The 23,030-nt window shown below is 61.3% G+C and carries 28 protein-coding genes and 1 riboswitch; of the genes, 12 read left to right on the top strand and 16 right to left on the bottom strand.

All coding sequences use genetic code 11. From position 1 onward, the window contains the following. Positions 1-145: 145 nt before the first annotated feature. The 4 genes from FGF54_RS03015 to FGF54_RS03000 form a co-directional block, all read right to left on the bottom strand. The gene (locus FGF54_RS03015) at positions 146-1,225 is read right to left on the bottom strand and encodes a bifunctional transcriptional activator/DNA repair enzyme AdaA (protein ID WP_168207989.1); all 1,080 of its coding nucleotides are present in this window, start codon (positions 1,223-1,225) and stop codon (positions 146-148) included. Between the two features lie 196 nt (positions 1,226-1,421). Further along, positions 1,422-2,147 (bottom strand): polysaccharide deacetylase family protein, encoded by a 726-nt coding sequence (locus FGF54_RS03010; RefSeq protein WP_142778889.1) that lies wholly within the window; start codon positions 2,145-2,147, stop codon positions 1,422-1,424. A gap of 61 nt (positions 2,148-2,208) precedes the next feature. Then, complete coding sequence (locus FGF54_RS03005; protein WP_142778888.1) at positions 2,209-3,117, bottom strand: dihydrodipicolinate synthase family protein; 909 nt, start codon at positions 3,115-3,117, stop codon at positions 2,209-2,211. A 105-nt stretch (positions 3,118-3,222) separates the two neighbouring features. Then, positions 3,223-3,624, bottom strand: coding sequence for a DUF930 domain-containing protein (locus tag FGF54_RS03000; protein WP_142778887.1), 402 nt, complete (start codon positions 3,622-3,624; stop codon positions 3,223-3,225). A gap of 224 nt (positions 3,625-3,848) precedes the next feature. Between FGF54_RS03000 and FGF54_RS02995 the strand changes: the two genes are divergently transcribed. Then, positions 3,849-5,948: a S9 family peptidase gene (locus FGF54_RS02995; protein WP_142778886.1), complete on the top strand. Its 2,100-nt coding sequence runs from the start codon at positions 3,849-3,851 to the stop codon at positions 5,946-5,948. Positions 5,949-6,130: 182 nt separating this feature from the next. Here FGF54_RS02995 and FGF54_RS27140 read toward each other — a convergent pair whose 3' ends face one another. Beyond that, positions 6,131-6,409: a hypothetical protein gene (locus FGF54_RS27140; RefSeq protein WP_168207988.1), complete on the bottom strand. Its 279-nt coding sequence runs from the start codon at positions 6,407-6,409 to the stop codon at positions 6,131-6,133. A 36-nt stretch (positions 6,410-6,445) separates the two neighbouring features. On the opposite strand from FGF54_RS27140, the gene FGF54_RS02985 reads away from it, so the two are divergent. The 4 genes from FGF54_RS02985 to FGF54_RS02960 all read left to right on the top strand — a co-directional run bounded on the left by FGF54_RS02985 (position 6,446) and on the right by FGF54_RS02960 (position 10,371). Beyond that, complete coding sequence (locus tag FGF54_RS02985; protein WP_142778885.1) at positions 6,446-7,456, top strand: ABC transporter substrate-binding protein; 1,011 nt, start codon at positions 6,446-6,448, stop codon at positions 7,454-7,456. A 244-nt stretch (positions 7,457-7,700) separates the two neighbouring features. After that, positions 7,701-8,609: a proline/glycine betaine ABC transporter permease gene (locus tag FGF54_RS02975; protein WP_142778884.1), complete on the top strand. Its 909-nt coding sequence runs from the start codon at positions 7,701-7,703 to the stop codon at positions 8,607-8,609. Continuing rightward, a complete protein-coding gene (locus FGF54_RS02970; RefSeq protein ID WP_142778883.1) occupies positions 8,602-9,708 on the top strand; it encodes a glycine betaine/L-proline ABC transporter ATP-binding protein in 1,107 nt (368 codons plus the stop codon). Before FGF54_RS02975 ends, FGF54_RS02970 begins: the two co-directional genes overlap by 8 nt. Positions 9,709-10,083: 375 nt before the next feature. Beyond that, positions 10,084-10,371: a hypothetical protein gene (locus FGF54_RS02960; RefSeq protein WP_003522271.1), complete on the top strand. Its 288-nt coding sequence runs from the start codon at positions 10,084-10,086 to the stop codon at positions 10,369-10,371. Between the two features lie 10 nt (positions 10,372-10,381). Here the strand turns inward: FGF54_RS02960 and dmeF are convergent, their stop codons facing one another. Both dmeF and dmeR read right to left on the bottom strand, forming a co-directional pair. Further along, on the bottom strand, positions 10,382-11,401 hold the full coding sequence (dmeF, locus tag FGF54_RS02955; protein ID WP_142778882.1) for a CDF family Co(II)/Ni(II) efflux transporter DmeF: 1,020 nt from the start codon (positions 11,399-11,401) through the stop codon (positions 10,382-10,384). 20 nt (positions 11,402-11,421) lie between these two features. After that, positions 11,422-11,694: a Ni(II)/Co(II)-sensing transcriptional repressor DmeR gene (gene dmeR / locus FGF54_RS02950; RefSeq protein ID WP_003509296.1), complete on the bottom strand. Its 273-nt coding sequence runs from the start codon at positions 11,692-11,694 to the stop codon at positions 11,422-11,424. Between the two features lie 129 nt (positions 11,695-11,823). On the opposite strand from dmeR, the gene FGF54_RS27135 reads away from it, so the two are divergent. From FGF54_RS27135 to FGF54_RS02930, 4 genes are all read left to right on the top strand, one after another. Continuing rightward, complete coding sequence (locus FGF54_RS27135) at positions 11,824-12,171, top strand: hypothetical protein (RefSeq protein WP_168207987.1); 348 nt, start codon at positions 11,824-11,826, stop codon at positions 12,169-12,171. A 60-nt stretch (positions 12,172-12,231) separates the two neighbouring features. Then, positions 12,232-12,645, top strand: coding sequence for a helix-turn-helix domain-containing protein (locus FGF54_RS02940; RefSeq protein ID WP_142778881.1), 414 nt, complete (start codon positions 12,232-12,234; stop codon positions 12,643-12,645). A gap of 204 nt (positions 12,646-12,849) precedes the next feature. Then, on the top strand, positions 12,850-13,338 hold the full coding sequence (locus FGF54_RS02935) for a GNAT family N-acetyltransferase (protein WP_003509304.1): 489 nt from the start codon (positions 12,850-12,852) through the stop codon (positions 13,336-13,338). 21 nt (positions 13,339-13,359) lie between these two features. Further along, entirely contained in the window at positions 13,360-13,926 is a 567-nt protein-coding gene (locus FGF54_RS02930; RefSeq protein WP_142778880.1) for a type 1 glutamine amidotransferase family protein, read from the top strand. A 170-nt stretch (positions 13,927-14,096) separates the two neighbouring features. Here FGF54_RS02930 and FGF54_RS02925 read toward each other — a convergent pair whose 3' ends face one another. The 6 genes from FGF54_RS02925 to FGF54_RS02900 all read right to left on the bottom strand — a co-directional run bounded on the left by FGF54_RS02925 (position 14,097) and on the right by FGF54_RS02900 (position 18,095). After that, positions 14,097-14,411: a hypothetical protein gene (locus FGF54_RS02925; protein WP_142778879.1), complete on the bottom strand. Its 315-nt coding sequence runs from the start codon at positions 14,409-14,411 to the stop codon at positions 14,097-14,099. Positions 14,412-14,415: 4 nt separating this feature from the next. Next, positions 14,416-15,126: a CbtA family protein gene (locus FGF54_RS02920; protein WP_020810769.1), complete on the bottom strand. Its 711-nt coding sequence runs from the start codon at positions 15,124-15,126 to the stop codon at positions 14,416-14,418. 10 nt (positions 15,127-15,136) lie between these two features. Further along, on the bottom strand, positions 15,137-15,319 hold the full coding sequence (locus FGF54_RS02915) for a CbtB domain-containing protein (RefSeq protein ID WP_003522264.1): 183 nt from the start codon (positions 15,317-15,319) through the stop codon (positions 15,137-15,139). A 160-nt stretch (positions 15,320-15,479) separates the two neighbouring features. Further along, positions 15,480-15,716, bottom strand: a riboswitch (cobalamin riboswitch). Between the two features lie 185 nt (positions 15,717-15,901). After that, positions 15,902-16,822 (bottom strand): cytochrome c, encoded by a 921-nt coding sequence (locus FGF54_RS02910; RefSeq protein ID WP_142778878.1) that lies wholly within the window; start codon positions 16,820-16,822, stop codon positions 15,902-15,904. A gap of 90 nt (positions 16,823-16,912) precedes the next feature. Continuing rightward, positions 16,913-17,347, bottom strand: a complete 435-nt coding sequence (locus tag FGF54_RS02905) for a cytochrome c (protein ID WP_003522262.1) — start codon at positions 17,345-17,347, stop codon at positions 16,913-16,915. Between the two features lie 118 nt (positions 17,348-17,465). Beyond that, positions 17,466-18,095, bottom strand: coding sequence for a LysE family translocator (locus tag FGF54_RS02900; protein WP_142778877.1), 630 nt, complete (start codon positions 18,093-18,095; stop codon positions 17,466-17,468). A 133-nt stretch (positions 18,096-18,228) separates the two neighbouring features. Here FGF54_RS02900 and FGF54_RS02895 point away from each other — a divergent pair, with 133 nt between their 5' ends. Further along, positions 18,229-18,930 (top strand): YafY family protein, encoded by a 702-nt coding sequence (locus FGF54_RS02895; RefSeq protein WP_020810772.1) that lies wholly within the window; start codon positions 18,229-18,231, stop codon positions 18,928-18,930. 201 nt (positions 18,931-19,131) lie between these two features. On the opposite strand, the gene FGF54_RS02890 is transcribed toward FGF54_RS02895, so the two are convergent. Together FGF54_RS02890 and FGF54_RS02885 are read right to left on the bottom strand one after the other, a co-directional pair. Continuing rightward, a complete protein-coding gene (locus FGF54_RS02890; protein WP_142778876.1) occupies positions 19,132-19,983 on the bottom strand; it encodes a metallophosphoesterase in 852 nt (283 codons plus the stop codon). A gap of 112 nt (positions 19,984-20,095) precedes the next feature. Next, positions 20,096-20,698, bottom strand: a complete 603-nt coding sequence (locus FGF54_RS02885) for a superoxide dismutase (RefSeq protein WP_080817427.1) — start codon at positions 20,696-20,698, stop codon at positions 20,096-20,098. Between the two features lie 220 nt (positions 20,699-20,918). Here FGF54_RS02885 and FGF54_RS02880 point away from each other — a divergent pair, with 220 nt between their 5' ends. Further along, positions 20,919-21,281 carry a hypothetical protein gene (locus FGF54_RS02880; protein ID WP_168207986.1) on the top strand — a complete coding sequence of 121 codons (363 nt, stop codon included), beginning with the start codon at positions 20,919-20,921 and terminating at the stop codon, positions 21,279-21,281. Positions 21,282-21,285: 4 nt separating this feature from the next. Here FGF54_RS02880 and FGF54_RS02875 read toward each other — a convergent pair whose 3' ends face one another. Then, a complete protein-coding gene (locus FGF54_RS02875) occupies positions 21,286-21,828 on the bottom strand; it encodes a GNAT family N-acetyltransferase (RefSeq protein ID WP_065654824.1) in 543 nt (180 codons plus the stop codon). 96 nt (positions 21,829-21,924) lie between these two features. Between FGF54_RS02875 and FGF54_RS02870 the strand changes: the two genes are divergently transcribed. Beyond that, positions 21,925-22,809 (top strand): LysR family transcriptional regulator, encoded by an 885-nt coding sequence (locus FGF54_RS02870; protein ID WP_142778874.1) that lies wholly within the window; start codon positions 21,925-21,927, stop codon positions 22,807-22,809. The last annotated feature ends 221 nt before the right edge of the window (positions 22,810-23,030 follow it).

Raw genomic sequence — 23,030 nt, 5'->3', positions numbered from 1 at the left:
GGGAGATCGATCTGCGGCGAGGTTTCGCCCATCTCAACGTTGAGAATGAAATGGCGGTAGCGCCTCCTGCCGATCTCCCCCCTTGAGGGGGAGATGCCCGGCAGGGCAGAGGGGGGTAAACCCCACGCGCCAGCAGTCAGGCCGTTCAGGAAGCGAGCGGCATGCCCTGGCGGTTCGCCATGCGGCGCTCGTGCTCGATCAGCCATTTCTTGCGCCACAGCCCGCCGCCATAGCCGGTCAGGCTGCCATCCGCGCCCAGTACACGGTGGCACGGCACGACGATGGCGATCTGGTTCGCGCCATTGGCGCGGGCCACCGCACGCACGGCGGACGACCTGTCCATGGCGGTTGCGAGCGAGGAATAGCTGACGATCTCCCCCGCCGGTATTTCCCGCAGGTTGCGCCAGACATCGCGCTCGAAGGGTGTCCCATGGCCGGCAAGCCGGGTTTCGAAGGCGGCCGAATGCCCGGCGAAATAGGCCTTGAGTTCCGCTTCGATCTGGCCGGTCACGGCCGTCCGACCAAGCACCATATCCGCGCCGGTGCGCGTCTTCAGCCGCTTCAGCTCGGCCGGAAGCGCCGGCCGGTCGGCGAATTCGAGGAGATGCAGGGCATGATCGTCGGCCACGGCGAGCATCGGGCCGATCGGCGTATCGATCCAGTCGCCCTTCAAAAACCCCTTGCCCTTCATGGCGGCGGGCGAAGAGCCGAAGAACTGATTGATGGCGGAGCGGAAACCGCTGCCGGATTCGTAACCGGCATCGATCTGCGCGCCGATAACCGCTTCGCCGGAAGCGATGCTTTCCGCAGCGCCGCCCACCCGCCGCAACCGGGCGATTTCCAGAAAGCTCATGCCGAAACGACGCTTGAAGGTGCGGCGCACGGTGGAAGGATCATGGCCGAGCGCCACCACATCCTCCTCGCGCCAGCGCCGCGCCGGTTCGTTTTCAAGCGCTGTCAGAAGCGACGTTACGGTCTCATCGGCGGAGCCATAGGACAGCATCGGCTTGCAGCGCTTGCACGGGCGGAAACCGGCTTCCAGGCATTCGGCGATGGTCTCGCGGAACCGGCAGTTTTCGATCTTCGGCTTTCGCGCCGTGCAGGTGAAGCGGCAGAAAATCTTCGTCGACGTCACACATACATAGGCCACGCCCTCATAGGCGGGGTCCTTGTTCACAAGGGCGGAATAGAGCGTTTCGGTGTCGGGGCGTTTGAACAGCATCATGGGGAGGATGCTAGCGCAATTTTTTTGCCCGCGCCGCCGAAAAACGGGCATGGATGTGGCTCATCCCTCATTCCTGTGCTTGTCACAGGAATCCAGTCGGCGCGCGTCTGCGCGGCGGGGAGAGTCCTTTCAGCCCAGGGACTTGGGCTGGCTGGATTCCTGTGACAAGCACAGGAATGAGGAAAGAGCTTCCCCTTCAATTCCCCGGCGGTGTGAAGGACGGGTCATCCAGCCGCGTGAAAATCACGCCGCGCGCCTTCAGCGCCAGAAGGCCTTTCACCACGCCTTCGCCCGCTTCATGGGTGGGCTGGTTGATGTGGGAGATGATGACATCGCCATCCCGGGCGGAAGCGATGTGTTTCGCCGTCGCGGCCGCACCCAGCAGCGAGCCACCATCGCCATTGACGGAATAACCGGCGACCCGCATGCCGAGCCGGTTGATGGTGGCCATGGAGGAGCCTGTGTATTTGGCCGTCGCACCCCGGAACCATTGCGGCTGGAGACCCGTGGCGGCGACGATGGCCTGACGGCCGCCCTCTACCTCCTGCTCGACCGCCGCTTCCGAACCGGCCGCGGCGATGCCGTAGATGGAAACCGGCTTATCCACCGCCGGCACATGGTTTTCGCCATGGTTTTCGATCTCGAACAGGTCCGGATGCGCCATGAGCGTGGCCAGCGCCTCGCTATTGTGTTTCAGCCAGCGGGCAGTGACGAAGATCGTTGCGGGAATGCGCTCCTTCACCAGCGTATCGAGAATGCGGTGGTCGGTCTTGCCCATGCAGGCGTCAAGCGTCATCGCCACCCGCACCTTGCTGTCATGCTGCGGCGACATTTTCAGCGTCGGTTCGACAAGGCCGGTCCCCGCTAAGGCGGCGGACGCGGCTGAAGCGAACAGGGCAGCAAGGAGGAAGCGACGTATCATTTTCATTTTCCGCAGTGAATGCAGTATCATTCCGTGGCAATCCGCCCGCAAAGCGCCCGAATTAAGGCGCGGTTTCCAACCCGGACAGGGCGTCCAGCGCCTCTTCCACCCGCTGGCGTTCGGCGCTGGTGAGCGGCAGGATCGGCCGGGGCGGTTCGCTGACCGTCAGCGACAAGATGTTGGCGGCGGCATAAACCACGCGGATGCTGCCGAATTCCTTGAACAGCGCCCAGAACGGCTGGAAGGCAGCATCGATCGTCTTCGCTTCTTCCGCATTGCCGGCCTGAGCCGCCCGCATCAGCCGCAGGGCCGGAACCGGTAGCAGGCCGGCGACCACGCTGTACCAGGTGTCGCCGCCGGCAAGCGTGGCGTCGGCGCAGCCCCAGTCGCCGCTGTAACCGATGGCGAAATCTTGCCCCAGCTTCGGTCTCAGCCGCGCAAGCTCACCGGCGTAATCGGAATCGGCCGGCAGCGGCATCTTGATGGCGCGAATATTGGGGATATAGGCAAGCCGCACCAGAAGCTCGTCGCTGAAGGTAAAGCGGGTCGTGGTGGGATTGTTGTAGATGGCGAGCGGCAGGCCCGTTGCGCCGGCCACGGCGGCGAAATGGTGATAGGCCTCTTCCTGCGTCAGCGGCGTGTAGGACACGGGGGCGAGCAGCAACGCATCCGCACCTGCAGCTTCGGCGTCCTTTGCCAAGGCCACCGCGTCATCGGTGCGCAGGGCGCCGACGCCGGCCATGAGTGTGCGCTTGCCCTTGAGGACCGCGGCGGCCGCTTCGATGGCCCGGCGTCTCTCCGCGCGCGACAGATACATATAGATGCCGGTGCTGCCGAGAATGCCGACGGAATCCACCTCGGCCGCATCAAGCCGCTCGATGAGGGCGGAAAAGGCCTGTGTGTCGACCTGCCCGGCCTCGTCGGCCGGCGTGATCGGAAAAGCCGAAAGTCCCTTGAATCGTGTCGCCATGCCCGTCGCCCTCGCTTTGATCGGCAAGCAGGGTTACAGAGCCGGTGGCGGAGCGGCAAGAAAAGCGGAGGCTAAACGCCTGCCCGCAACCGAAAAAATCCTTGGTTAGTCATAAAGATACAACTTCTTCCACTGCTCCTCGGGAATTTTATCGCCGACGCGGTAGTCGAAGGACTGGATGCTGAGACTGTCGCTCTTGAGCTGGCACTTGTATTTGAGCTTGTACCATTCGCCAGCGCTCCTGAAGACTGCGCCCGGCGCCTTGATGGAGTTCTTGCCGACTTCCGGATCACCGAAGGTATAGGCGATGACCTTGTCCGGCCGCATGCCCTTCTGCTCGGTCGCTATCCTTTCCATCGCCTCGATATCGCAGCGCTGTTCCAGCCGCTCCTCGGGGGCAAGCGCGTTCAACTGCCGCATGACGCTGGCATCGATCGCGAAAGCAGGCGTGAAGGTCTGCAAGCCAAGGAAAAAGGCAGAAAGGGCAGCGGGAAAAAGCTTTCGCATGGGATCCTGTCAGTTTTTTCGTTTGTTCTTGTGGTGGGCGGCAGGCCGGGCGGCCTGCATCCATCATCGCTGATTTGCCGGATATTGCCAAAATGTGATCGAAAGCTGACGAAATTGTGCCCAAGCCGCATTCCGCCTGTGGAGATTTGAAACTTGATCGGCCGCAAGGCCCGCTCTACATCTTGGTGCCGCCCAAGAATTCTTCATACGAAAGCGAGTTTCCCTTGCCGATTTTCAAGAACCTGCCCGCCGCCCCGACCGCCGAAAAACGGCCCGTTCAGGATACGCACCACGGCATTACCCGCACCGACGATTACGCATGGTTCCGGGCCGATAACTGGCAGGCCATGTTCAAGGACCCTACCCTGCTCGACCCGTCGATCCGCGCCCATCTGGAAGCGGAGAACGCCTATATGGAAGCGGCCATGGGTGACACCAAGGCGCTTCAGGAAAAGCTGTTCGAGGAAATGAAGGGCCGCATCAAGCAGGATGATTCCTCCGTGCCGGTCAATGACGGTCCTTATGCTTACGGGACATTGTTCGTGACCGGCGGCGAGCAGCCGCATTATTTCCGCACCCCGCGCGGCGGCGGCGAAAAACACGTGCTGCTGAACGGCGACAAAGAGGCCGAGGGCAAGGATTATTTCCGTCTTGCCGGTCTCGACCAGTCCTCCGATCACAGTCACGGCATCTGGGGTTATGACGACAAGGGCTCGGAATATTTCACGCTGCGCATCCGCAACCTCGAGACCGGCGAAGACCTTGCCGATGTCGTGGAAAACACCGGCGGCGGCGGCGCATGGGCGCCCGATGGCAAGAGCTTCTTTTATACGCTGCAGGACGAGAACCACCGCCCCTCCAAGGTCTTCCACCATATCATCGGCGAGCCGCAGTCGGCCGACCGGCTGGTTTATGAGGAAAAGGATCCCGGTTTCTTCATGGGCGTCGGCGCATCCGTGCTCGACGATTTCATCTTCATCGACATTCATGACCATGAGACCAGCGAATATCGCATTCTCTCCACCAAAGACCTGACGGCCGAGCCTGCTATCGTGGCGGAGCGCGAAGAGGGCATCGAATATTCGATGTGCGAAGGCGGCGATGTCTTCTTCATCCTCACCAATGACGGCGACGCCAAGGATTTCCGCATCGTGGAAGCGCCGGTCACCGCACCCGGCAAGGAAAACTGGAAAGAAGTCGTCCCGCATGAGCCGGGCCGCCTCATTCTCTCCGTCGATGCCTATGCCCGCCACCTGATCTGGCTGGAACGCCGCGACGGCCTGCCGCGCATCGTCATCCGCGACCGCCGCACCGGCGAGGAACATTCCATCGCCTTTGCCGAAGAGGCCTATTCGCTTGGCCTGCATGGCGCGGCGGAATATGACACCGACGTCATCCGCTTTTCCTATTCATCGATGACGACGCCGAGCCAGCTGTTCGATTACGACATGGTGACGCGCGAGCGCACGCTGCTGAAGACGCAGGAAGTGCCCTCCGGCCACAATCCGGACGATTACATCACCCGTCGCATCATGGCCCCTGCCCATGATGGCGAGCTGGTGCCGGTCTCCCTGCTCTATCGCAAGGATGTGGCGCTTGACGGTTCCGCCCCCTGCCTGCTTTATGGTTATGGCGCTTACGGCATCACCATTCCCGCCTCCTTCTCCACCACAACGCTGTCGCTCGCCGACCGCGGTTTCATCTATGCCATCGCCCATATTCGCGGCGGCAAGGACAAGGGTTTCGAATGGTACGAAACCGGCAAGATGGAAGCCAAGCAGAACACCTTCAAGGATTTCATCGCCGCTGCCGATCATCTGGTTCAGGAAGGTTTCACCTCCTATAAGGGCATTATCGCCGAAGGCGGCTCGGCCGGCGGCATGTTGATGGGGGCTGTCGCCAATATGGCGCCGGAAAAATTCGCCGGCATTATCGCCGCCGTTCCCTTCGTGGATGTGCTGACCACCATGCTGGATGACACTTTGCCGCTCACCCCGCCGGAATGGCCGGAATGGGGCAATCCGCTGGAATCGGCAGAGGAATATGGCTGGATCGCTGCCTACAGCCCCTATGACAATGTGGGTGCGAAGCCTTACCCGCCTATCCTTGCGCTTTCCGGCCTCACCGATCCGCGCGTGACCTATTGGGAGCCGACCAAATGGGTGGCGAAGCTGCGTGAGAAGACCACCGGAGAAGCCCCCATCCTGCTGAAAACCAACATGGCGGCCGGCCATGGCGGCAAATCGGGCCGTTTCCAGCGGCTGGAGGAAATTGCCTTCGAATATGCGTTTGCGCTGAAGGTGGCCGGCAAGGACGCGGCGTGACCCGCTGATGGCGGAACGGGCGGCGGAGAGCCGTCGCCCGTTCCGAAAACAGTATAAAAATACCCTTCGAAAACCCGTTTCTGAATATTTTTTCCACAAAATCGCGCCGGTATTTTTTCTTTAAATACCACTTTACAGCATAACGGATTTTTATTTCAAACTACTGAAATTCAAAATACACCTCAGTAAATTACAAATATATTTTCAGTATTACGCCAGACGGAAAAATGTTCCGGGAATCGAACGCATGGCTGCGATGCGCCATTTCGCGTTGCAATATCACTTTTTGGCCGTATTATGCCGGTCGTTGACATATTCATGCGCCTTTTCGCCGCATCTCCTGCGGCAATGCCGCAGCGTGTTCTGCGGATATTCTTCTTGCCGTCATTTTTCGGCTTTTCCACGCGCCATGTCAGTTCGCCCTTGGCAATCCGGGCTTTGCAGTGCTCCCGCTTTGCCAATTGAAAACACTGCATCAGACTTGGGGGTCTTACACCATGAAGAAACTCCTGGCCTCGACCATTCTCGTAACGGGCTTTACCATCGCTGCCGGTGCAGCAAATTCCGCCAATGCCGCCGAAGAGTGCGGCAGCATTTCCATCGCCGAAATGAACTGGGCATCCGCCGGTGTCGCGGCTTACGTCGACAAGTTCATCATGGAAAACGGCTATGACTGCACGGTCAATGTCGTCAGCGGCGATACCATGCCGACCTTCGCCTCCATGAACGAAAAAGGCCAGCCGGACATGGCGCCCGAATTGTGGGTGAACGCCGTGCGCGAGCCGCTCGACGCCGCCGTCAAGGACGGCCGCATGATCGAGGCATCGAAAATTCTTTCCGAAGGCGGTATCGAAGGCTGGTGGATCCCGAAATTCATCGCCGACGCCCACCCCGACATCAAGACCGTCGAGGATGCGCTGAAACATCCCGAACTTTTCCCCGCCCCGGAGGACGCCAGCAAGGGCGCCGTGCACAATTGCCCCTCCGGCTGGAACTGCCAGGTGACCACCGCCAATCTCTACAAGGCGCGCGAGGGCGACAAGAAGGGCTTTACGCTGGTCGACACCGGCTCTGCGGCCGGCCTCGACGGCTCCATCGCCAATGCCTTTGAAAAGAAGCAGGGCTGGCTCGGCTATTACTGGTCGCCCACCGCCATTCTCGGCAAATACGAGATGGTGAAGCTGGATGACGGCGTTGAGCTCGACCGCGCCCATTTCGACGACTGCACGGCGAAGGTCGATTGCGCAGCGCCGAAGGTCAACGCCTATCCGGTGGCCGATGTCTATACCGTCATCACCAAGGACTTCGAAAGCAAGGCCGGCGTGACGCTGGACTACATCAAGGCCCGCCACTGGGACAACAAGACGGTCGCCGAAATCCTCGCCTGGATGGATGAGAACCAGGGCACCAACGAGGATGGCGCGGAGTATTTCCTCGAGAACCACGAGGAAATCTGGACGAAGTGGGTTCCGGCCGAGGTGGCGGAGAAGATCAAGGCTTCGATGTGATTGGTTAGTGGGGAGTCGGCGTAAGCCGCTTACCCCCCTCTGCCCTGCCAGGCATCTCCCCCACAAGGGGGGAGATCGGCTGGGCGCGCTTTCACAGCTTCATCCTCAACCACCGAGATGGGCGAGACCTTGCCGCAGATCGATCTCCCCCCTTGAGGGGGAGATGTCCGGCAGGACAGAGGGGGGTGCCCGCGCACTCCAACCTCTCGCCCATCCCCCCAAACCCAAAGGGAAAACAACAATAATGGCCCTCTGCACTTACCTGCCGGACATGCTCTGCAAGTTCCCGGCGATCGACAATTCCACGATGCGTGTGGCACGCAAGACCATCGATGATGGTTTTCGCGACATCGTGCGCAATTACGGCGATGCGATCGATGTGATCGTGCATCCGCTGCAGCTCTTCCTCAATTCCTCGGAGCGGCTGTTCATCCAGACGCCGTGGATCATCACGCTCCTCATCATTCTCGCCATCGTGCATCTGGCCGGTCGCAGCTTCAGGATTACCGGCGGCACGGCGCTCGCCCTGCTGATGATCGGCGCCGTCGGCCTCTGGCGCGATGCCATGACGACACTGTCCATCGTCGCCATCGCCACCCTGATCGCCATCGTCATCGGCCTGCCACTCGGCATACTGATGGGTCGTTCGGAACGCCTGCAACGCCTCATCAATCCCGTGCTCGACGTGATGCAGACCCTGCCGAGCTTCGTTTATCTCATCCCCGTGGTGGTGATTTTCGGCATCGGCAAGGTTCCGGGCCTGATCGCAGTGGTGATCTATGCCATTCCGCCCGTCATCCGCCTGACCAGCCTTGGCATTCGTCTGGTGGACCGGGAGGTGCTGGAAGCGGCAGACGCTTTCGGTTCTTCCAATCGCCAGAAGCTGTTCAACGTGCAGCTGCCGCTGGCGCTGCCCACCATCATGACCGGCATCAACCAGACCATCATGATGGCGCTCGCCATGGTCGTCGTCGCGTCCATGGTCGGTGTCGGCGGGCTCGGCAAGAACGTGCTGCAGGCCATCAACAACCAGTTCTTCACGGTGGGCTTCCTGAACGGTTTCGCTCTGGTCGCCATCGCCATCATGTTCGACCGGGCGAGCCAGGCTTTCGGCAAGCGCCTGCAGAAGTACCGCGAGGTCTCCCATGGCTAAAAGCATCGAAATCCGCAACCTTTACAAGATCTTCGGCAAGCATCCCGAGAAGTACCTCGAAGCGGTGCGATCCGGCATGGACAAGGTGGAGCTGAACGACAAACACAACCACGTTCTCGGTCTCAACAACATCAACATCACCATGCCGGGCGGTAAGATCACCGTCGTCATGGGTCTTTCCGGCTCCGGCAAGTCGACGCTGATCCGCCATATCAACCGGCTGATCGATCCGACCGCCGGCGAGGTTCTTTACGACGGCGAGGACATCTGCGGCATGAGCGCTTCGGCGCTCAGGCAATTCCGCCGCCACAAGACGGCGATGGTGTTCCAGAAATTCGGCCTTCTGCCGCATCGCACGGTGCTGGAAAACAGCGTCTACGGCCTCGACATCCAGGGCGTGCCACGTAGCAAGAGCGAGGAAAAGGGCCGCTACTGGCTGGAGCGTGTCGGCCTTGCCGGTTACGAGGATTATTATCCGAACCAGCTTTCCGGCGGCATGCAGCAGCGTGTCGGCCTTGCCCGGGCGCTTGCCAACGATGCCGATATTCTGCTGATGGACGAGGCCTATTCGGCGCTCGACCCGCTGATCCGCGTCGACATGCAGACCATGCTGCTCGATCTGCAGCAGGAGCTGAAGAAGACCGTGGTGTTCATCACCCACGATCTCGACGAGGCTTTGCGGCTGGGTGACCATATCGCCATTCTCAAAGACGGCGAAGTGGTGCAGCAGGGCGACGGCCAGAGCATCATCCTCTCCCCGGCCGATGGTTACGTCACCGAGTTCGTGCGCGACGTCAATCGCGGCCGCGTGCTGCAGGCGACCACGGTGATGGAGCCGCTGGAAAGCCGCCCCGAGGGCATGCCAGTGCCGGAAAACGCGACGCTGGAAACAATCGCCCGCGACATGTCGGAAGCCAACGAGACGACCGCGCATGTGGTGGACGAGGACGGCAAGCCGGTCGGCAGCATCGGCCTCGATACGCTGGTGGCTGCGATGGTGACGCCCGCGCCGCAGGAGGTTGAGGCGGAGGCGGAAGCGGCGGAGGAGCCGGAGAAGCTCCAGGAAACGGTTATGCCGGTGGAGAAGGAAACGGCGTAATCCGGCACCGGACGGATTGGCCGCATCCGCGAGATTTCCTCCTTCCGTCATACCGGCCTTGAGCCGGTATCCAGCCAGCCCAAGTCCTTGGGCTGAAAGGACTCTCTCGCCGCGCAGACGTGCGGCGGCTGGATGCCGGATCAAGTCCGGAATGACGGGAGTGAGGTGTTCACGGCGCCAGAAATTTAAACCGGACTACAATGCCGCGAGGGACAAAGCTGGCAATCGCCTCCTGCCCCGCCCCCTTTATGCAAAAACGAAGCACTACTTCGCCGGCTGTCAACCCTCGGCAGTCGCTGCAGCGCAGCAAGCGCAAGTTTCGGACAAGTCGCCACCGTTAACCATTCGTTAACTTTTGAACGCGGAATCACCGACATGCAGATCGAAAGCAATATTGGCGGATATAACTATCAGGGTCGCATCCGCGACATCGAAAAAGCTGGCAGCGCTCAAAGCGCGCCGGAGGAGCAGGCGGTAAAACGCGGCCCCGGCAATCCCACCGTTTCCAGCACCATTCTTTCCCAGTCGCTGGCCAATGTTCTGTGGGCCGTCGGCAATGGCAGCGCGCCCGCTTATCAGGATACGGCTGCGGCTTCCCCCGAGGATAAGGCGGAAGCCGAGGTGGAATGGGTGCGCAGCGCCTATTCGGAATATACCGAATAGGCGATTCCAATCAGGCCCTTGCCGGGCTCACTTCCACCGTCACATGCGAGAGTTCATGTATGGCGGCAAGTTTCTGCTTGTAGAAAGCCGGCGCTTTCGGCGCCTGCGAATGGATCGCCACGATGGCGGCGTGATGCCCCGGCCCTACCTGCCAGACATGCAGGTCGGTGATGCGATCCTCTTCCGTCTCCACGCTTTCACGGATCTCCTGCGGCAAATCCTCCGCCGGCGGCAGCGCATCGAGGAGCGTGGTCGCCGTGGAGCGGATCAGGCCCCATGACCAGCGGGCGATGACCAGACCGCCAACGATACCCATCAACGGATCGAGGAACGACCAGCCGTTCCACTTGCCGAGCAGCAGCGCGACGATGGCGAGAACCGAAGTCAGCGCATCCGCCAGCACATGCAGATAGGCCGCGCGCAGATTATTGTCCCGGCCGCCCTTTGCGCCGTGGTCCGCACGGTGACCGGCATGGGAGCCGTGATCGTGATGGGCGTGGCTGCCATGGCCATGATGGGCATGCGAGCCGTGGCCGTGACCATGCCCACGTCCATGATCGTGGTGATGGTCATCCTTCAAAAGCACGGCACTGAGAAGATTGACGGCGAGGCCGATGATGGCGACGAGGATCGCCTGGTTGAAATCGATTTCGACGGGATTGATAAGGCGCATCGCGCTTTCGACGGCAATCAGCAACGCCACCACCGCCAGCACGATGGCGCTGGCAAAACCCGCCAGATCGCCGAACTTGCCGGTGCCGAAAGTAAAGCGCGGATTGCGCGCCTCGCGGCGCGCATAAAGATAGGCGAGCGCCGAAATCAGCATCGCACCCGCATGGGTGGACATGTGCCAGCCATCCGCTGTCAGCGCCATGGAGCCATACCAGTGGCCGGCAACGATTTCCGCCACCATCATGGCCGCGGTCAGCGCAATGACCATCCAGACACGCCTTTCGTTGCGCTCATGGTTCTGGCCAAGGAAAACATGGTCGTGACCGGCTGCTGCACGGTGTTCGGATGTCGTCGTCATGTCGCTAATCCTGTTCGATTTTACCGGATGTAGGTCTTCAGCACCTGGGCCAGCTCTTCCGCCGCCCGCGCCCGCTCGTCTTCGTTTTCGGCATGCACCACATGCTCGTGCAGATGCTCCTGCATCACCTCCCCGGTCAGGCCGGAAAGCGCGCCGCGCACCGAAGCGAGCAATTGCAGCACCTCGCCGCAGGGCTTGGCATCATCCAGTGCGCGCTCCACCGCCTCCATCTGCCCTTTCAGGCGGCGGATGCGGGCGAGAAGCTTTTCCTTGTTGCGGATCGTATGGGACATGGGCACCTCATATACTATAGGGGGGTATAGTATATTGCCGCTATTTTTTGCGCAAGGCGTGCATGACGCAATCTTCGGGAATGTTTCGGACCTTAAAAATGCCCCATCAGAACTAGGGGACTCACAGTCATGACGACTATCGCAGCAACCAGCAGCATCAATTTCGCCTCTCCCGTCCGCGGCATCGCGCCTGCGCATAACCGGGAGAGCCAGTCTACCACCGAGGCTTTGCAGGAGCTGACGCGGGCGGCCCATCGCGCCATTTCGGTGGCAGGCAATGTCGCCACCACCGTCGCCCCGCTGGCCGGCGCCTCCGCGAGCCTGGCTGCTGCTCTCTGGAACATGGACAGCGGCGTTTCCGCCTCCACTGGCGCCAATGCTGAGGTGGCCGCTTCCGCCCAGCCGGATATGGCAAGCCTCGAATCGCAGGTTCTGAAGGCACTGGCCCAGGCGCTTGGCGTCAACGACGCCGCTTAAGGCCATTGAACCGGGGACGGAAAAGCCATATCTCTAGAGACTGGAGATATGGAGAAAAAGATGCTGTCCATCGGTGAACTGTCCAAACGCACCGGCGTCAAGGTGCCGACTATCCGTTATTACGAGCAGATGGGCCTCATCCGCGAGGCCGACCGTTCGGACGGCAACCAGCGCCGTTACGAAAAGACCGACCTCGAAAGGCTGGCCTTCATCCGCCATGCGCGCGATCTCGGGCTGAACATCGACGCCATCCGCGAACTGATCGCGCTTAGCCAGCACCGGCAGATGCCCTGCGAAGGCGCGGACCGCATCGCCGCCGAACACCTCGCCCATGTGCGCGAAAAGATCGCCAGCCTGAAGAAGCTGGAACACGAGCTGGAGCGCATCGTCTCCCATTGCCACGGCCATTCGATCGAGGATTGCTACGTCATTCGCGCGCTTTCCAATCACAGCATGTGCGAGGGTGAACATTGATCGGAAAACCGGGCTTGACAGATTACGGATTCGGGCGCATTGCATGTCCCATGATCAACGAACGCGCACCCATCTCCTGCTCGTACTTTTGGGCCTACCTCTAAGGGCGGCTCGACAGATCATATTGTCAACAAGCCGCCGTCAGGCGGCTTTGTTGTTTCTCAAGCGTCCTGACGGCACCGATAAGACCAAAGGACCGAAAAAATGACCGAAGATAGCTCCCTTACACTGGAAAGACCGCCCGTCGTCATTATTCGCGGCGCACGCAAGACGGATTTGCCCGAGCTCAACGAGATGATCACGCTGCTTGCCTCCTACCACGGCGATGCGGCGGCGATCACGCCGGCGAAACTGGAACGCGACCTCTTCGGCCCGCTGCCCTGGGTGCATGGCCTCGTGGCCGAGGCCGATGGCGCGCTGATCGGTTACGCCCTGCTTCTGCCGCTCTACAGGGCGCAGGAAGGCCGGCGCGGGCTTGAACTGCATCATCTCTTCGTGCGTGACGGGCATCGCGGCCATGGCACCGGCCAGCATCTGGTTTCGCGCGCCCGCGATATCGCCAAGCGTCTCGGCTGCGACTATCTTTCCGTCAGCGCCACGACCGGCAATGTCGCTGCGCATCGCTTCTACGAAAACATGGATTTCGCGCCCCGCCCGGTTACCGGCATGCGCTACATGCAGTCCATCGCCTGATTAAAAACCACGGAGACGGCCATGACACGGATCGCCATTGCGCTGGCGCAGGATTTTGCGGACTGGGAACCGGCGCTGCTTGCTGCCGCAGCCCGCAGCTATCTCGGCGTCGAGATCGTCTATGCCACGCCCGATGGCCGGCCGGTGACATCCATGGGCGGGCTGAATGTGACGCCTGACACATCCTATGACGCGCTTGATCCGGCTGGCATCGATGCGCTTGTCATTCCCGGCGGCTTGAGCTGGGAAAAGGGAACGGCCGTCGATCTTGGCGGGCTGGTGCACCGGTTTCGCGACAGCGACCGGCTGGTTGCCGGCATCTGCGCGGCGGCAAGCGCGCTCGGCGGCACGGGCGTTCTGAACGACGTCGCCCATACCGGCAATTCGCTGGCGTCCCACAAGGCCTATGCTGTCTATAGGGGCGAGTCGTTCTACCGCGACCAGCCGAAAGCGGTCAGCGATGGCGGCATCGTCACCGCCGCCGGCAGCGCGCCGGTCAGTTTCGCTGTGGAAATCCTGAAACACCTCGGCCTCTTTGGTCCGGAAGCCGAGGCGGAACTTCAGGTTTTTGCGGCGGAGCATCGGTGAGGCATAGCCGCCTCGGTTGTTTGCGCTCCCTCTACTCCCGTCATTCCGGCCTTGAGCCGGAATCCAGCCGACGCGCGTCCGCCCGGCGAAAAAAGTCCTTTCAGCCCAAGGACTTGGGCTGGCTGGATCCCGGCTCCAGGCCGGGATGACGGACGTGAAAACGGCAATGATTATCGCCGATCAAGTACGCGACAAACACGCGCCGCATGATCGCCGTTCTCCCCGGCAATCGCACGGCGAATATCGCGGCTGTTCAGATGCAGGCTGCGGCCGGCGGGTGAATTCGAGCGTTTTATCTTGCTGAGCGCCGCAGCGATAAAAGCGGCCTCGTGCTCATGAAAACAGGCGATAGCCGCCTCGCGATCCGGGGTCGCCCCAAGAACCGCCTTGAAAGCAAGGCGGTGCACGGCGCAGAAAGCGCCGTGACCGGGAACGGCAAAACGCAGCGCATCGAGTTCCTCACTCCATTCCGCTGCGTCCTGCATGGATTTACGCCGACTGGAAGCGCTTCAGGAAAAACGCGCTCAATGTTCCGAGCAGCGCCCAGAAAACGAAGCTGGTCACGGTGGCGGCGACGATGAACTGACGCTCCAGCGGCAGCGGCGCCAGCGCATGTTCGCCTTCCGGCGGCAAGGGTGCGCCGACCACATGCGGTGCGACGATCAGCACCAGCGCCAATACGATGGCCCAGGGTTCGCGGCGGAATGCGATCAGCGCAATGCCGCCCGCGGTTGCGGCAACCGTCGCAAGCCACCAGATCTGCCGTGCCTCGAGCGCGGCAGCCGGGCTGCCCGGCAGTTCCGGCGGCAGGCCGATCATCGGCGCCAGCATGACGGCGGCAAAACCGGCAACGCCCCAGAGAAGGCCTTCGCGCCAGCCGCCATTGGTACCACGCAGCGAAATGAGGCCGGTCAGCACCAGCGCATAACCGATAGCGGTCAGCACATTGGCAGCGACGGTATAGGCGGTGCGCTCGAAGCCATCGGCCGGAGCCCAGGCCTCGTCATTGTGCTCATGGGCGGGAACGGCAGCACCGGGCGCCGTCGCATCATGGCTGTGGGGTGCTTCGCCGGCGCTTTCATAGGTTTCCGCCTGAAGGATGAGCGGCGTCGTGCCAAAAGCCTGCATGGCCGAAACGGCGAAACCGCCGAGAATGCCGACGAGAACGGCGGTAAAGACGATATTGCGAAAAGACGACATGCCGTTCCCCTCAATGGCAGGGGAAGGCGTTGGCATGACGCGTGTCATGCGCGGCGTTATGAACGGCTTCCACATGGGAAAAGCCGACAAAACCGACCACGAACAGGCCAAGCACGATCGCCGTCAGCGATTGCGCGAAGCTGGTTGTTTTTGCGGAAACGGCGGCGTTGGCCGTATTCTGGTTGATGGACATGGTGACCCCTCTCCGGCGCGACCCCGCGCCTTTGGACGCGGCCGGACAGCAAAAGGCCGTCGAGCCGCTACGATACACTTCACCACGGGGATACGAGACTGACACAGGGAGGCGTCGATCCCGCCACCCTGAAATTCCGCTCTTCCGGACACCCCGCCGGCATGGATATTTCCGCGATGGCAGGTCTCCTGGCTTACGGGTCAAAACCTGAAACACCTTCCCGGCGTCACCCTCTCTGGAAACCCTGGGTTCCCGGCGAGATGGCTTGCCAGTGGCATTTCGTTTCAGGCTCTCCGCTCACAGTTGCGGGGGCAGCCACGAATGAGGATTTCTCCCTATCGTGTTCCCTTTTCACCTTCCGGAACGCCCGGAAGGAACCATCACAGGATTGTTATCCGATGGGAGGGGTCGGGAGTCAATGGTGGGCCTGATTTCGAACTGCACGCCGTCGCCCGCACCTCCGTCACCCCGGAGTAGATCCGGGGTCCAGCGCGATCAAGTCCTTGATCGCAAGAGACTCTTCTCACGGCGCAGACGCACCGTGGCTGGATGCCGGATCTAGTCCGGCATGACGGCTGAGGGTTACCGCGACGGTATGGCCTTCAGATAGGCGGCAATCGCATCGCGGTCTTCAGGCGTCAGATGCGCCATGTTCTGCTGCACCTTGACCATGGAGCCGCCGACGCTGTCGAATTCCGGGGTGAAGCCGTTTTCCAGATAGCTGGCAATATCCGCCTCGGCCCAGCTGCCGATGCTTTGCGAGCCGGGGGTAATGTCGGGAATGCGGCCCTCGCCTTCCGGGTTGGGCCCGCCGGCCAGCCACTTGTCTTTCACGAAACCGCCAAGCGAATTGCGCGGCGTGTGGCATTCGCCGCAATGGCCCGGCCCTTCCACCAGATATTGGCCGCGCAGCAATTCGGCATTGGCATTGGCAAGCTCGACTCGGGGCCGCGCCGAGGGGTCGAAATAAAGGAATTTCCAGCCGCCCAGCGCCATGCGCAGGTTGAAGGGGAACGGCAATTCGTGATCCGGCGCATCGTTCTGGCTGGCCGGCAGTGCTTTCAGATAACCGAAGAGATCGTTGATGTCCTTCTGCGTCATGCGGGCATAGGAGGCATAGGGAAAGGACGGGTAGAGATGTTCGCCGTTCCTGCCCACACCGCGCGTCATCGCATCGCCGAATTCCGCCAGCGTCCAGCCGCCGATGCCATGCTGCGGATCGGAGGAAATATTGGGGACATGGAAGGTGCCGAAGGGGCTTTTCAGCGCCTGCCCGCCCGAAAGCGTTAACAGCGCCTCGCCTTTCGCATCGGGTGCGGCATGGCAGCTTGCGCAGCCGCCCGCCCAGAACAGCGTTTCGCCATTGGCCAGATCCGGTTCGCCCAGGCTGACCCAGTGGCTGGGCGCCTGCCGCTCAGGCGCCGTAACCCAGGCGAATATGCCGTAGCCCGCAATGGCCGCGACGACGGCCCCGCCCGCGAGTTTCGTCCAGATGGAGGACATGCCCCTCTCCCCATTCTCACCTGACCCGGTCAGATGTCTTTCGTGCCTGAGAAAACGCCGCCGGGAAGCGGCGTTTCCAAAGTGCTGCGATTATTTCTTCAGACGATAGGTCTGGTGGCAGGTGCCGCAATCGGCGCCGAGCGTCTTCATGGCGGTGGCGACGCCCGCCTGATCGGTGGGGAGATTGGCGAGAACCATGTCCGCATCCGTGCCGAGCTTGGCGGCCTTGGCCTTGAAGTCGTCGAAATTTTCCCAGATGGCCGGGGCAGCGGCGCTGCCGGTCTCGGTGCCGGCGGGGAACTGGTCCGGGAAAGCTTTAGCGTTGGTGCCGATGGTCGTTACGGCAGTCTTGACGGTATCGGCGTCGAAGGGCTTTTCGCCCTTGGAGATGGCGGCGAGCGAACCCATGGCCCCACCGATCTGCTTCATCATGCCTTCACGTTTTTCGACTTCGCCGGCAGCGTAGACCGCTCCGGCGCAAAGACAGCCGAACAGCATGGCCGCGGTGATGGTTTTCAGTTTCATGCAACTCTCCTTGATTCCGGCCGGGACACCGGGCGCTAGATGGAACGGCGCGAGGATGCCCTTTCCGGATGGCGAAAAGAAGTCACATTGCGGTGAATTCCATCGTGAAAACAGAAGCCTAAGACAGGGCCTCCCACAGTGTGAGAAGCGCTGCGGCAATCAGCATGAAACCGGCGGCGCGGCCGATGAAGATCGTGGCGGCGGGAGAGGAAACCAGCCATGCCCGGCTTTTATCCGCCGTCAGGGCCAGCGCGCCATAGACCGTGAATTGCGTGACCGCCACCATCGTGCCCATCACCAGCCCCTGCATCCAGATCGGGCCATAGGCCGGTTTGAGGAATTGCGGATAGATTGCCATCATGAACAGATAGGCCTTCGGATTGGAAAGGCAGGTCAGCACCGCCCGCCAGAAGGCTTTTCTGACCGAAGCGCTCGCCTGCGCCTCATCGCCATTCACGACAATCGCGCTGCGCATCAGGCCGATGCCGATCCAGATCATATAGGCGGCGCCGAAAACCAGAAGCGGCAGGAACAGCGACGGCATCCAGGCGGCCAGCATGCCGACGCCCAGGGCGCCGTAAAGCGAATGCACGATGCCGCCGGCGCTCATGCCGCTTGCAGCGGAAAGGCCGGTTCTCTTGCCGCCCGTCAGTGCGCTTGCCAGTACGAACAGCATATCCATGCCCGGCAGGATGATGATGCCGAACAGGACCAGAAAGAATAGCCAGAGATTTTCGGCGTAACTCATGTCAGTATCTCCCAAAACGGTTCACGACACATTCGGGAAATCCCATGTTTCTCAATGTGTTTCTCCGTTTATAGGAAAAGCCAACTGACAGCGTTGTGTCAGTTGCGTGGGGAAATCCACCGGGAAAGCGGTAATGCGCAAGGCGTCGAGACTGTTCGAGATCATCCAGATCCTGCGGGTGGCGCGCAGGCCTGTCACCGCGCAGACGATTGCCGAGGCGCTGGAAGTGACGGTGCGCTCGGTCTATCGCGACATAGCAGCGCTTCAGACCATGCGCGTGCCCATCGAAGGGGAACGCGGCGTCGGTTATATACTGCGTCCCGGCTTCAACCTGCCGCCGCTGATGTTTTCCATCGAAGAGACGGAGGCGATCGTGCTGGCGCTCGCCATGGTCGCCCGCACCGGCGATAGCGAGTTGCGGCAGGCGGCAAGGCAGGTCAGCGACAAGATCGCCGCATCCCTGCCCGAACCCCTGTCGAAAACCCTCTCCGCCAATGCCCTGCACGCCTGGGGCAGCATCGCGCCCTCCCCCGCCGGCGTCGATCTTGCGACAGTCAGGCGGGCGGTGCGCGACGAGGAGAAGCTGGAGATCACCTATCGCGATGAAGCCGGCGCGCAAACGCAGCGGCGGGTTCGGCCGATTGCGGTGATCTATTATTCGGAGACGGTGAATATCGTCGCCTGGTGCGAATTGCGGCAGGCGATTCGCAATTTCCGCTCGGACCGGGTGCTAAGCTGCGAAACGACCGGCAGCTTCTTCAAGCTGGAAGGCGAAAAGCTGCGGCAATTGTGGATGAGCGGCTGGCAGAGCAACCAGTTGGGAAACAGAATTTAGTGCAGTTCGCAGCCCTTGTTATGTGTCGGAGCACCCCTCTCCGCCCTCATTCCTGTGCTTGTCACAGGAATCCAGTCGACGCGCGTCTGCGCGGCGAGAGGACTCTTTTCAGCCCAAGGACTTGGGCTGGCTGGATTCCTGTGACAAGCACAGGAATGAGGGCCTCGAGAGAGGTCCGGCATCGCAGCAAGGCATTATTTCCTACAGGAAATACTCCAGCAGGCGATCCTCCTCGCGCCCGAAACCGCGAATGACGATTCGGTCGGAAAAGACATCGGCGATGGCAAAGGTGTTCTGGTCAGGCGTATCGACCATGCCCTTGAAATTCACGAAGTGGGTATTGCCCAATAGGCCGTAATTGCCCTCGTGATTATGGCCATTGAACCACGCGACGACCGAGGGATGGGAGCCGAGAAGCTCAAGGATACGCGGCGCGTCCCACATATTGTGGGCGTTTTCCGGGTAAACAGGATAGTGGCAGAGAACGATCACTTTTTCGCCTGCCGCATCCGCCTTTTGCAGAACGGCCCGCAGCCATTCGAACTGCTCGTCGCTGAGCGAGGCGTTCCACTCCTGCGCATTGATTGCGCCGGCATCCGCCAGGCGCTTCAGCCGGTCTGCGGCAAGCGCCCGACGCGGATCGCCGGGCGGCGGGGCGAAAAGGCTGACCTCGTTACCGTCAAGCACGACGAAGCGGATGTCGCCGATGGAAAAATCATGCCAGGGGGCGGACATGCCGAGGCGGGCGTGGATAGCCGGCAAATGCTCGGCGGCGACGGCGAAATCGTGATTGCCCGGCAGCAGCACCGAGCGGTGGCGAAGCCCATCGTAAACGGCAAGGATCGCATCGAAGTTTTCGAAGCCGCGGTCGATGATATCGCCGAGCGTCACGACGAAGGCCAATTCCTCGCGGTTGAAGGCATCGATCGCGTCTGCGAGCTTTTTCGGGCTCTCGGCGTAATAACGGCCCATTTCCGGACGGGGAGCGGTATCGGCATATTGAGGATCGGCGACAATGCCGAAGGAGAAGAGAGGCGTGTTTTGTTCAGTCATGATGCGCCGCGATAAACCCGGCGGATGACAGGCTTGTGACAGCGCACGCCCATCCAAAAAGCAGAACACCCGGCGCGATGGCCGGGTGCTCAGGAATTCCGTTGTAAAAGCCTTACTTGGCAGCGGCTTCGTAACGCTCCAGGACGTAGTCCCAGTTGATGAGGTTATCAACGAAGGCTTCGAGATACTTCGGACGCAGGTTGCGATAGTCGATATAGTAGGAGTGTTCCCAGACGTCGACGCCGAGGATCGGCTCTGCGCCGTGAACCAGCGGGTTTTCGCCGTTCGGGGTCTTGGAGATTTCAAGCTTGCCGTTCTTGACGGAGAGCCATGCCCAGCCGGAGCCGAACTGCGTGGTGCCGGCAGCGATGAAATCGGCCTTGAACTTGTCGTAACCGCCGAGATCGGAGGCGAATGCCTGCTCCAGCTTGCCCGGCAGCTTGTTGCCGCCGCCGCCCTTCTTCATCCACTTCCAAAAATGGACGTGGTTGTAATGCTGCGCCGCATTGTTGAAGAGACCGGCATTGGTGCCAAAGGACTTCTTCACGACTTCTTCGAGCGACAGGTCGGAAAGACCTGCTTCGGCCGCCAGCTTGTTGCCGTTGTCGACATATGCCTTGTGGTGCTTGTCGTGATGGAACTCGAGCGTCTCGCGCGACATGTAGGGTGCAAGCGCGTCGTAGTCGTAGGGGAGTTCGGGAAGTTCGAAGGCCATGGTTTTTACTCCTTTTTGCAGCGGGTTACCGCTCCTAGAAACCGTGTGAGCGGACCATAGGAGCGAACCTCTGTTTGGGCAACCTGCGAAATATCAAAATGTTCCGACAAAAGAGAAAATTCCTCTCCGCGCGGCCGCCACCACATTTGTTTCACACCTTTGGCGTACCGTTTTCCACCCTATCGGTTCGCTTTTACCGAGATTGCAGGAAGGAAATTCCATGACCCGTCCGATCCCCCGCACCATCCTCCTCCTTGCGGCGCTTTCGTCGCTCACCTTCCCCGCCGCCGCATCGTCGGATGACGCCTGGAAGGAGTTCGTGGCGGATGTGCAGACGGCCTGCCTTGCCGGCGCCAAGGACATGATCGAGGACGCGAAGGCCGTGGTCGATCCCGTCGGCAGCGAGAATTACGGCCTCGCCATCCTCACGGGCAAGGCCAAACTCACCGGGAAGAGTGGGGGCGCGGATGCGACCGTCAGCCATATCTGCGTCTACGACAAGAAAACCAAGGCCGTGGAGCTGGGCAGCGAGCTTGCCGGCGATACGCTGAAGGTGGAAATCCCCGGCTCCACCAAGCCCTGATCGTTCAAAAGCGCGGTGTGGTGTCGCCTTCGCCCAGCGCGCGCTGCATCAGCACCGTATCCAGCCATTGGCCATGTTTCCAGCCGATGGATTTGAAGGTGCCGACATGTTCGAAACCGGCGGCGCGGTGCACGCCGATCGAGGCGGCATTGGCCGAATCGCCGATGACGGCGATCATCTGCCGGAAGCCGCCTGCCGTCGCCGCCTCGATCAACGCCTCGAGCAGCTTGCGGCCGATGCCCATGCCCTTCATGGCCGGATCGATATAAACGGAATTCTCCACCGCCGCGCCATAGGCCGGGCGGGGGCGATAGGCGCCGGCATAGGCATATCCGGCTATCTTTCCATCGCATTCGGCGACGAGATAGGGGTAATTGCCCTCCACCAGAAGGCGGCGGCGCTCGAGCATCGTCTCCGCGCTCGGCGGATCGATCTCGAAGCTCGCGCGGCCGTGCAGCACGGCGTCCCGGTAGATTTCGGCGATGGCTGGAATATCCGCCTCTTCGCAGGGGCGGATGGTAAGGCTGGAAACGGTGGAAAGGGTCATTCTCTTGTCCTGCGGATCATTCACACCGTCATTGTGCATTGCGGCGCAGCCAAAATAAAGATTATCTATCTTATACAAACGATAAGGTTTTCTTTGATGATGGACCTCGATCTGCGGCAGCTGCGCAGCTTCATGGATGTGGCCGATCTCGGCAGTTTTTCCGCCGCCGCCGACAAGGCGGGGCTGACGCAGCCAGCCATCAGCCTGCATATAAGGCTGCTCGAAAAACAGCTCGGTGTGCGGCTGATCGAAAGGGTCGGCAGGCGCGCGCAGCCGACGGCGGCGGGGCGCGACTTTCTCATCCATGCAAGGCGGATTGCCGAAGAAGTGGCGCATGCCATCGATACCGTTGCGCCGCATCGCAGCGGGGTGACGGGACGCCTGCGCATCGGCACCGGCGCCACCGCCTGCATCTATCTGCTGCCGCCGGTGCTGGGCAAAATCCGGCAGGCCATGCCCGGCATCGAGATCGTCGTGCAGACCGGCAATACCCACGATATCCTCCGACTTCTGGAGGCCAATACCATCGATGCGGCGGTGGTGGCCCTGCCCGCCAGCGGCCGCAGCCTCGATATCAGCGATATCCATCTCGACGAGCTGGTCGCGGTTTTCCCGCAAGGCTCCGTCTCTGACGCAACGGTGCTCAACGCCGAGACGCTTTCGGCGCGGCCGCTGCTGCTTTACGAGGGCGGCAATACGCGCCGGCTGGTAGATCAATGGTTTTCGGCAAGCGGCCGCACCGTGCAGCCCGCCATGGAACTGGGCAGCGTCGAAGCGATCAAGAAGCTCGCAGGTGCAGGCCTTGGCCTTGCCATCGTGCCGCGCATGGCGATGGAGCATGAAGGCGCGGCATCCGGGCTCGAATGGCGCTCGCTCGAGCCGCCGCTCGAACGGCGGATCGCGCTGGCGATGCGGCGCGACAAACATATGACCGCGCCGCTGCGGGCACTTGCCGCTGCGCTGCCGGATGTGCGGAAATGATAAGGCCCGCCCCGGTTGCGAGGGCAGGCCTCGACTTGTTGACGAAAAGGCCCCGTACTCTCTCCTCCGTCATGCCGGTCCCCGGAACAAGCCCGAGGATGATCCGGCATCCAGCCACGGCGCGTCTGCGCCGTGAGTAGAGTCTCTCGCGATCAAAGACTTGATCGCGCTGGACCCCGGATCTAGTCCGGGGTGACGAAGTGCGGATGCCAGTTCCTCGC

Origin of the sequence: Agrobacterium sp. T29, from assembly GCF_006970545.1 — a bacterium.
Taxonomy (GTDB): Bacteria; Pseudomonadota; Alphaproteobacteria; order Rhizobiales; family Rhizobiaceae; genus Agrobacterium; species Agrobacterium leguminum.
The sequence above is the reverse complement of the archived record's forward strand: the minus strand, read 5'-3'. Positions and strand labels throughout refer to the sequence as shown.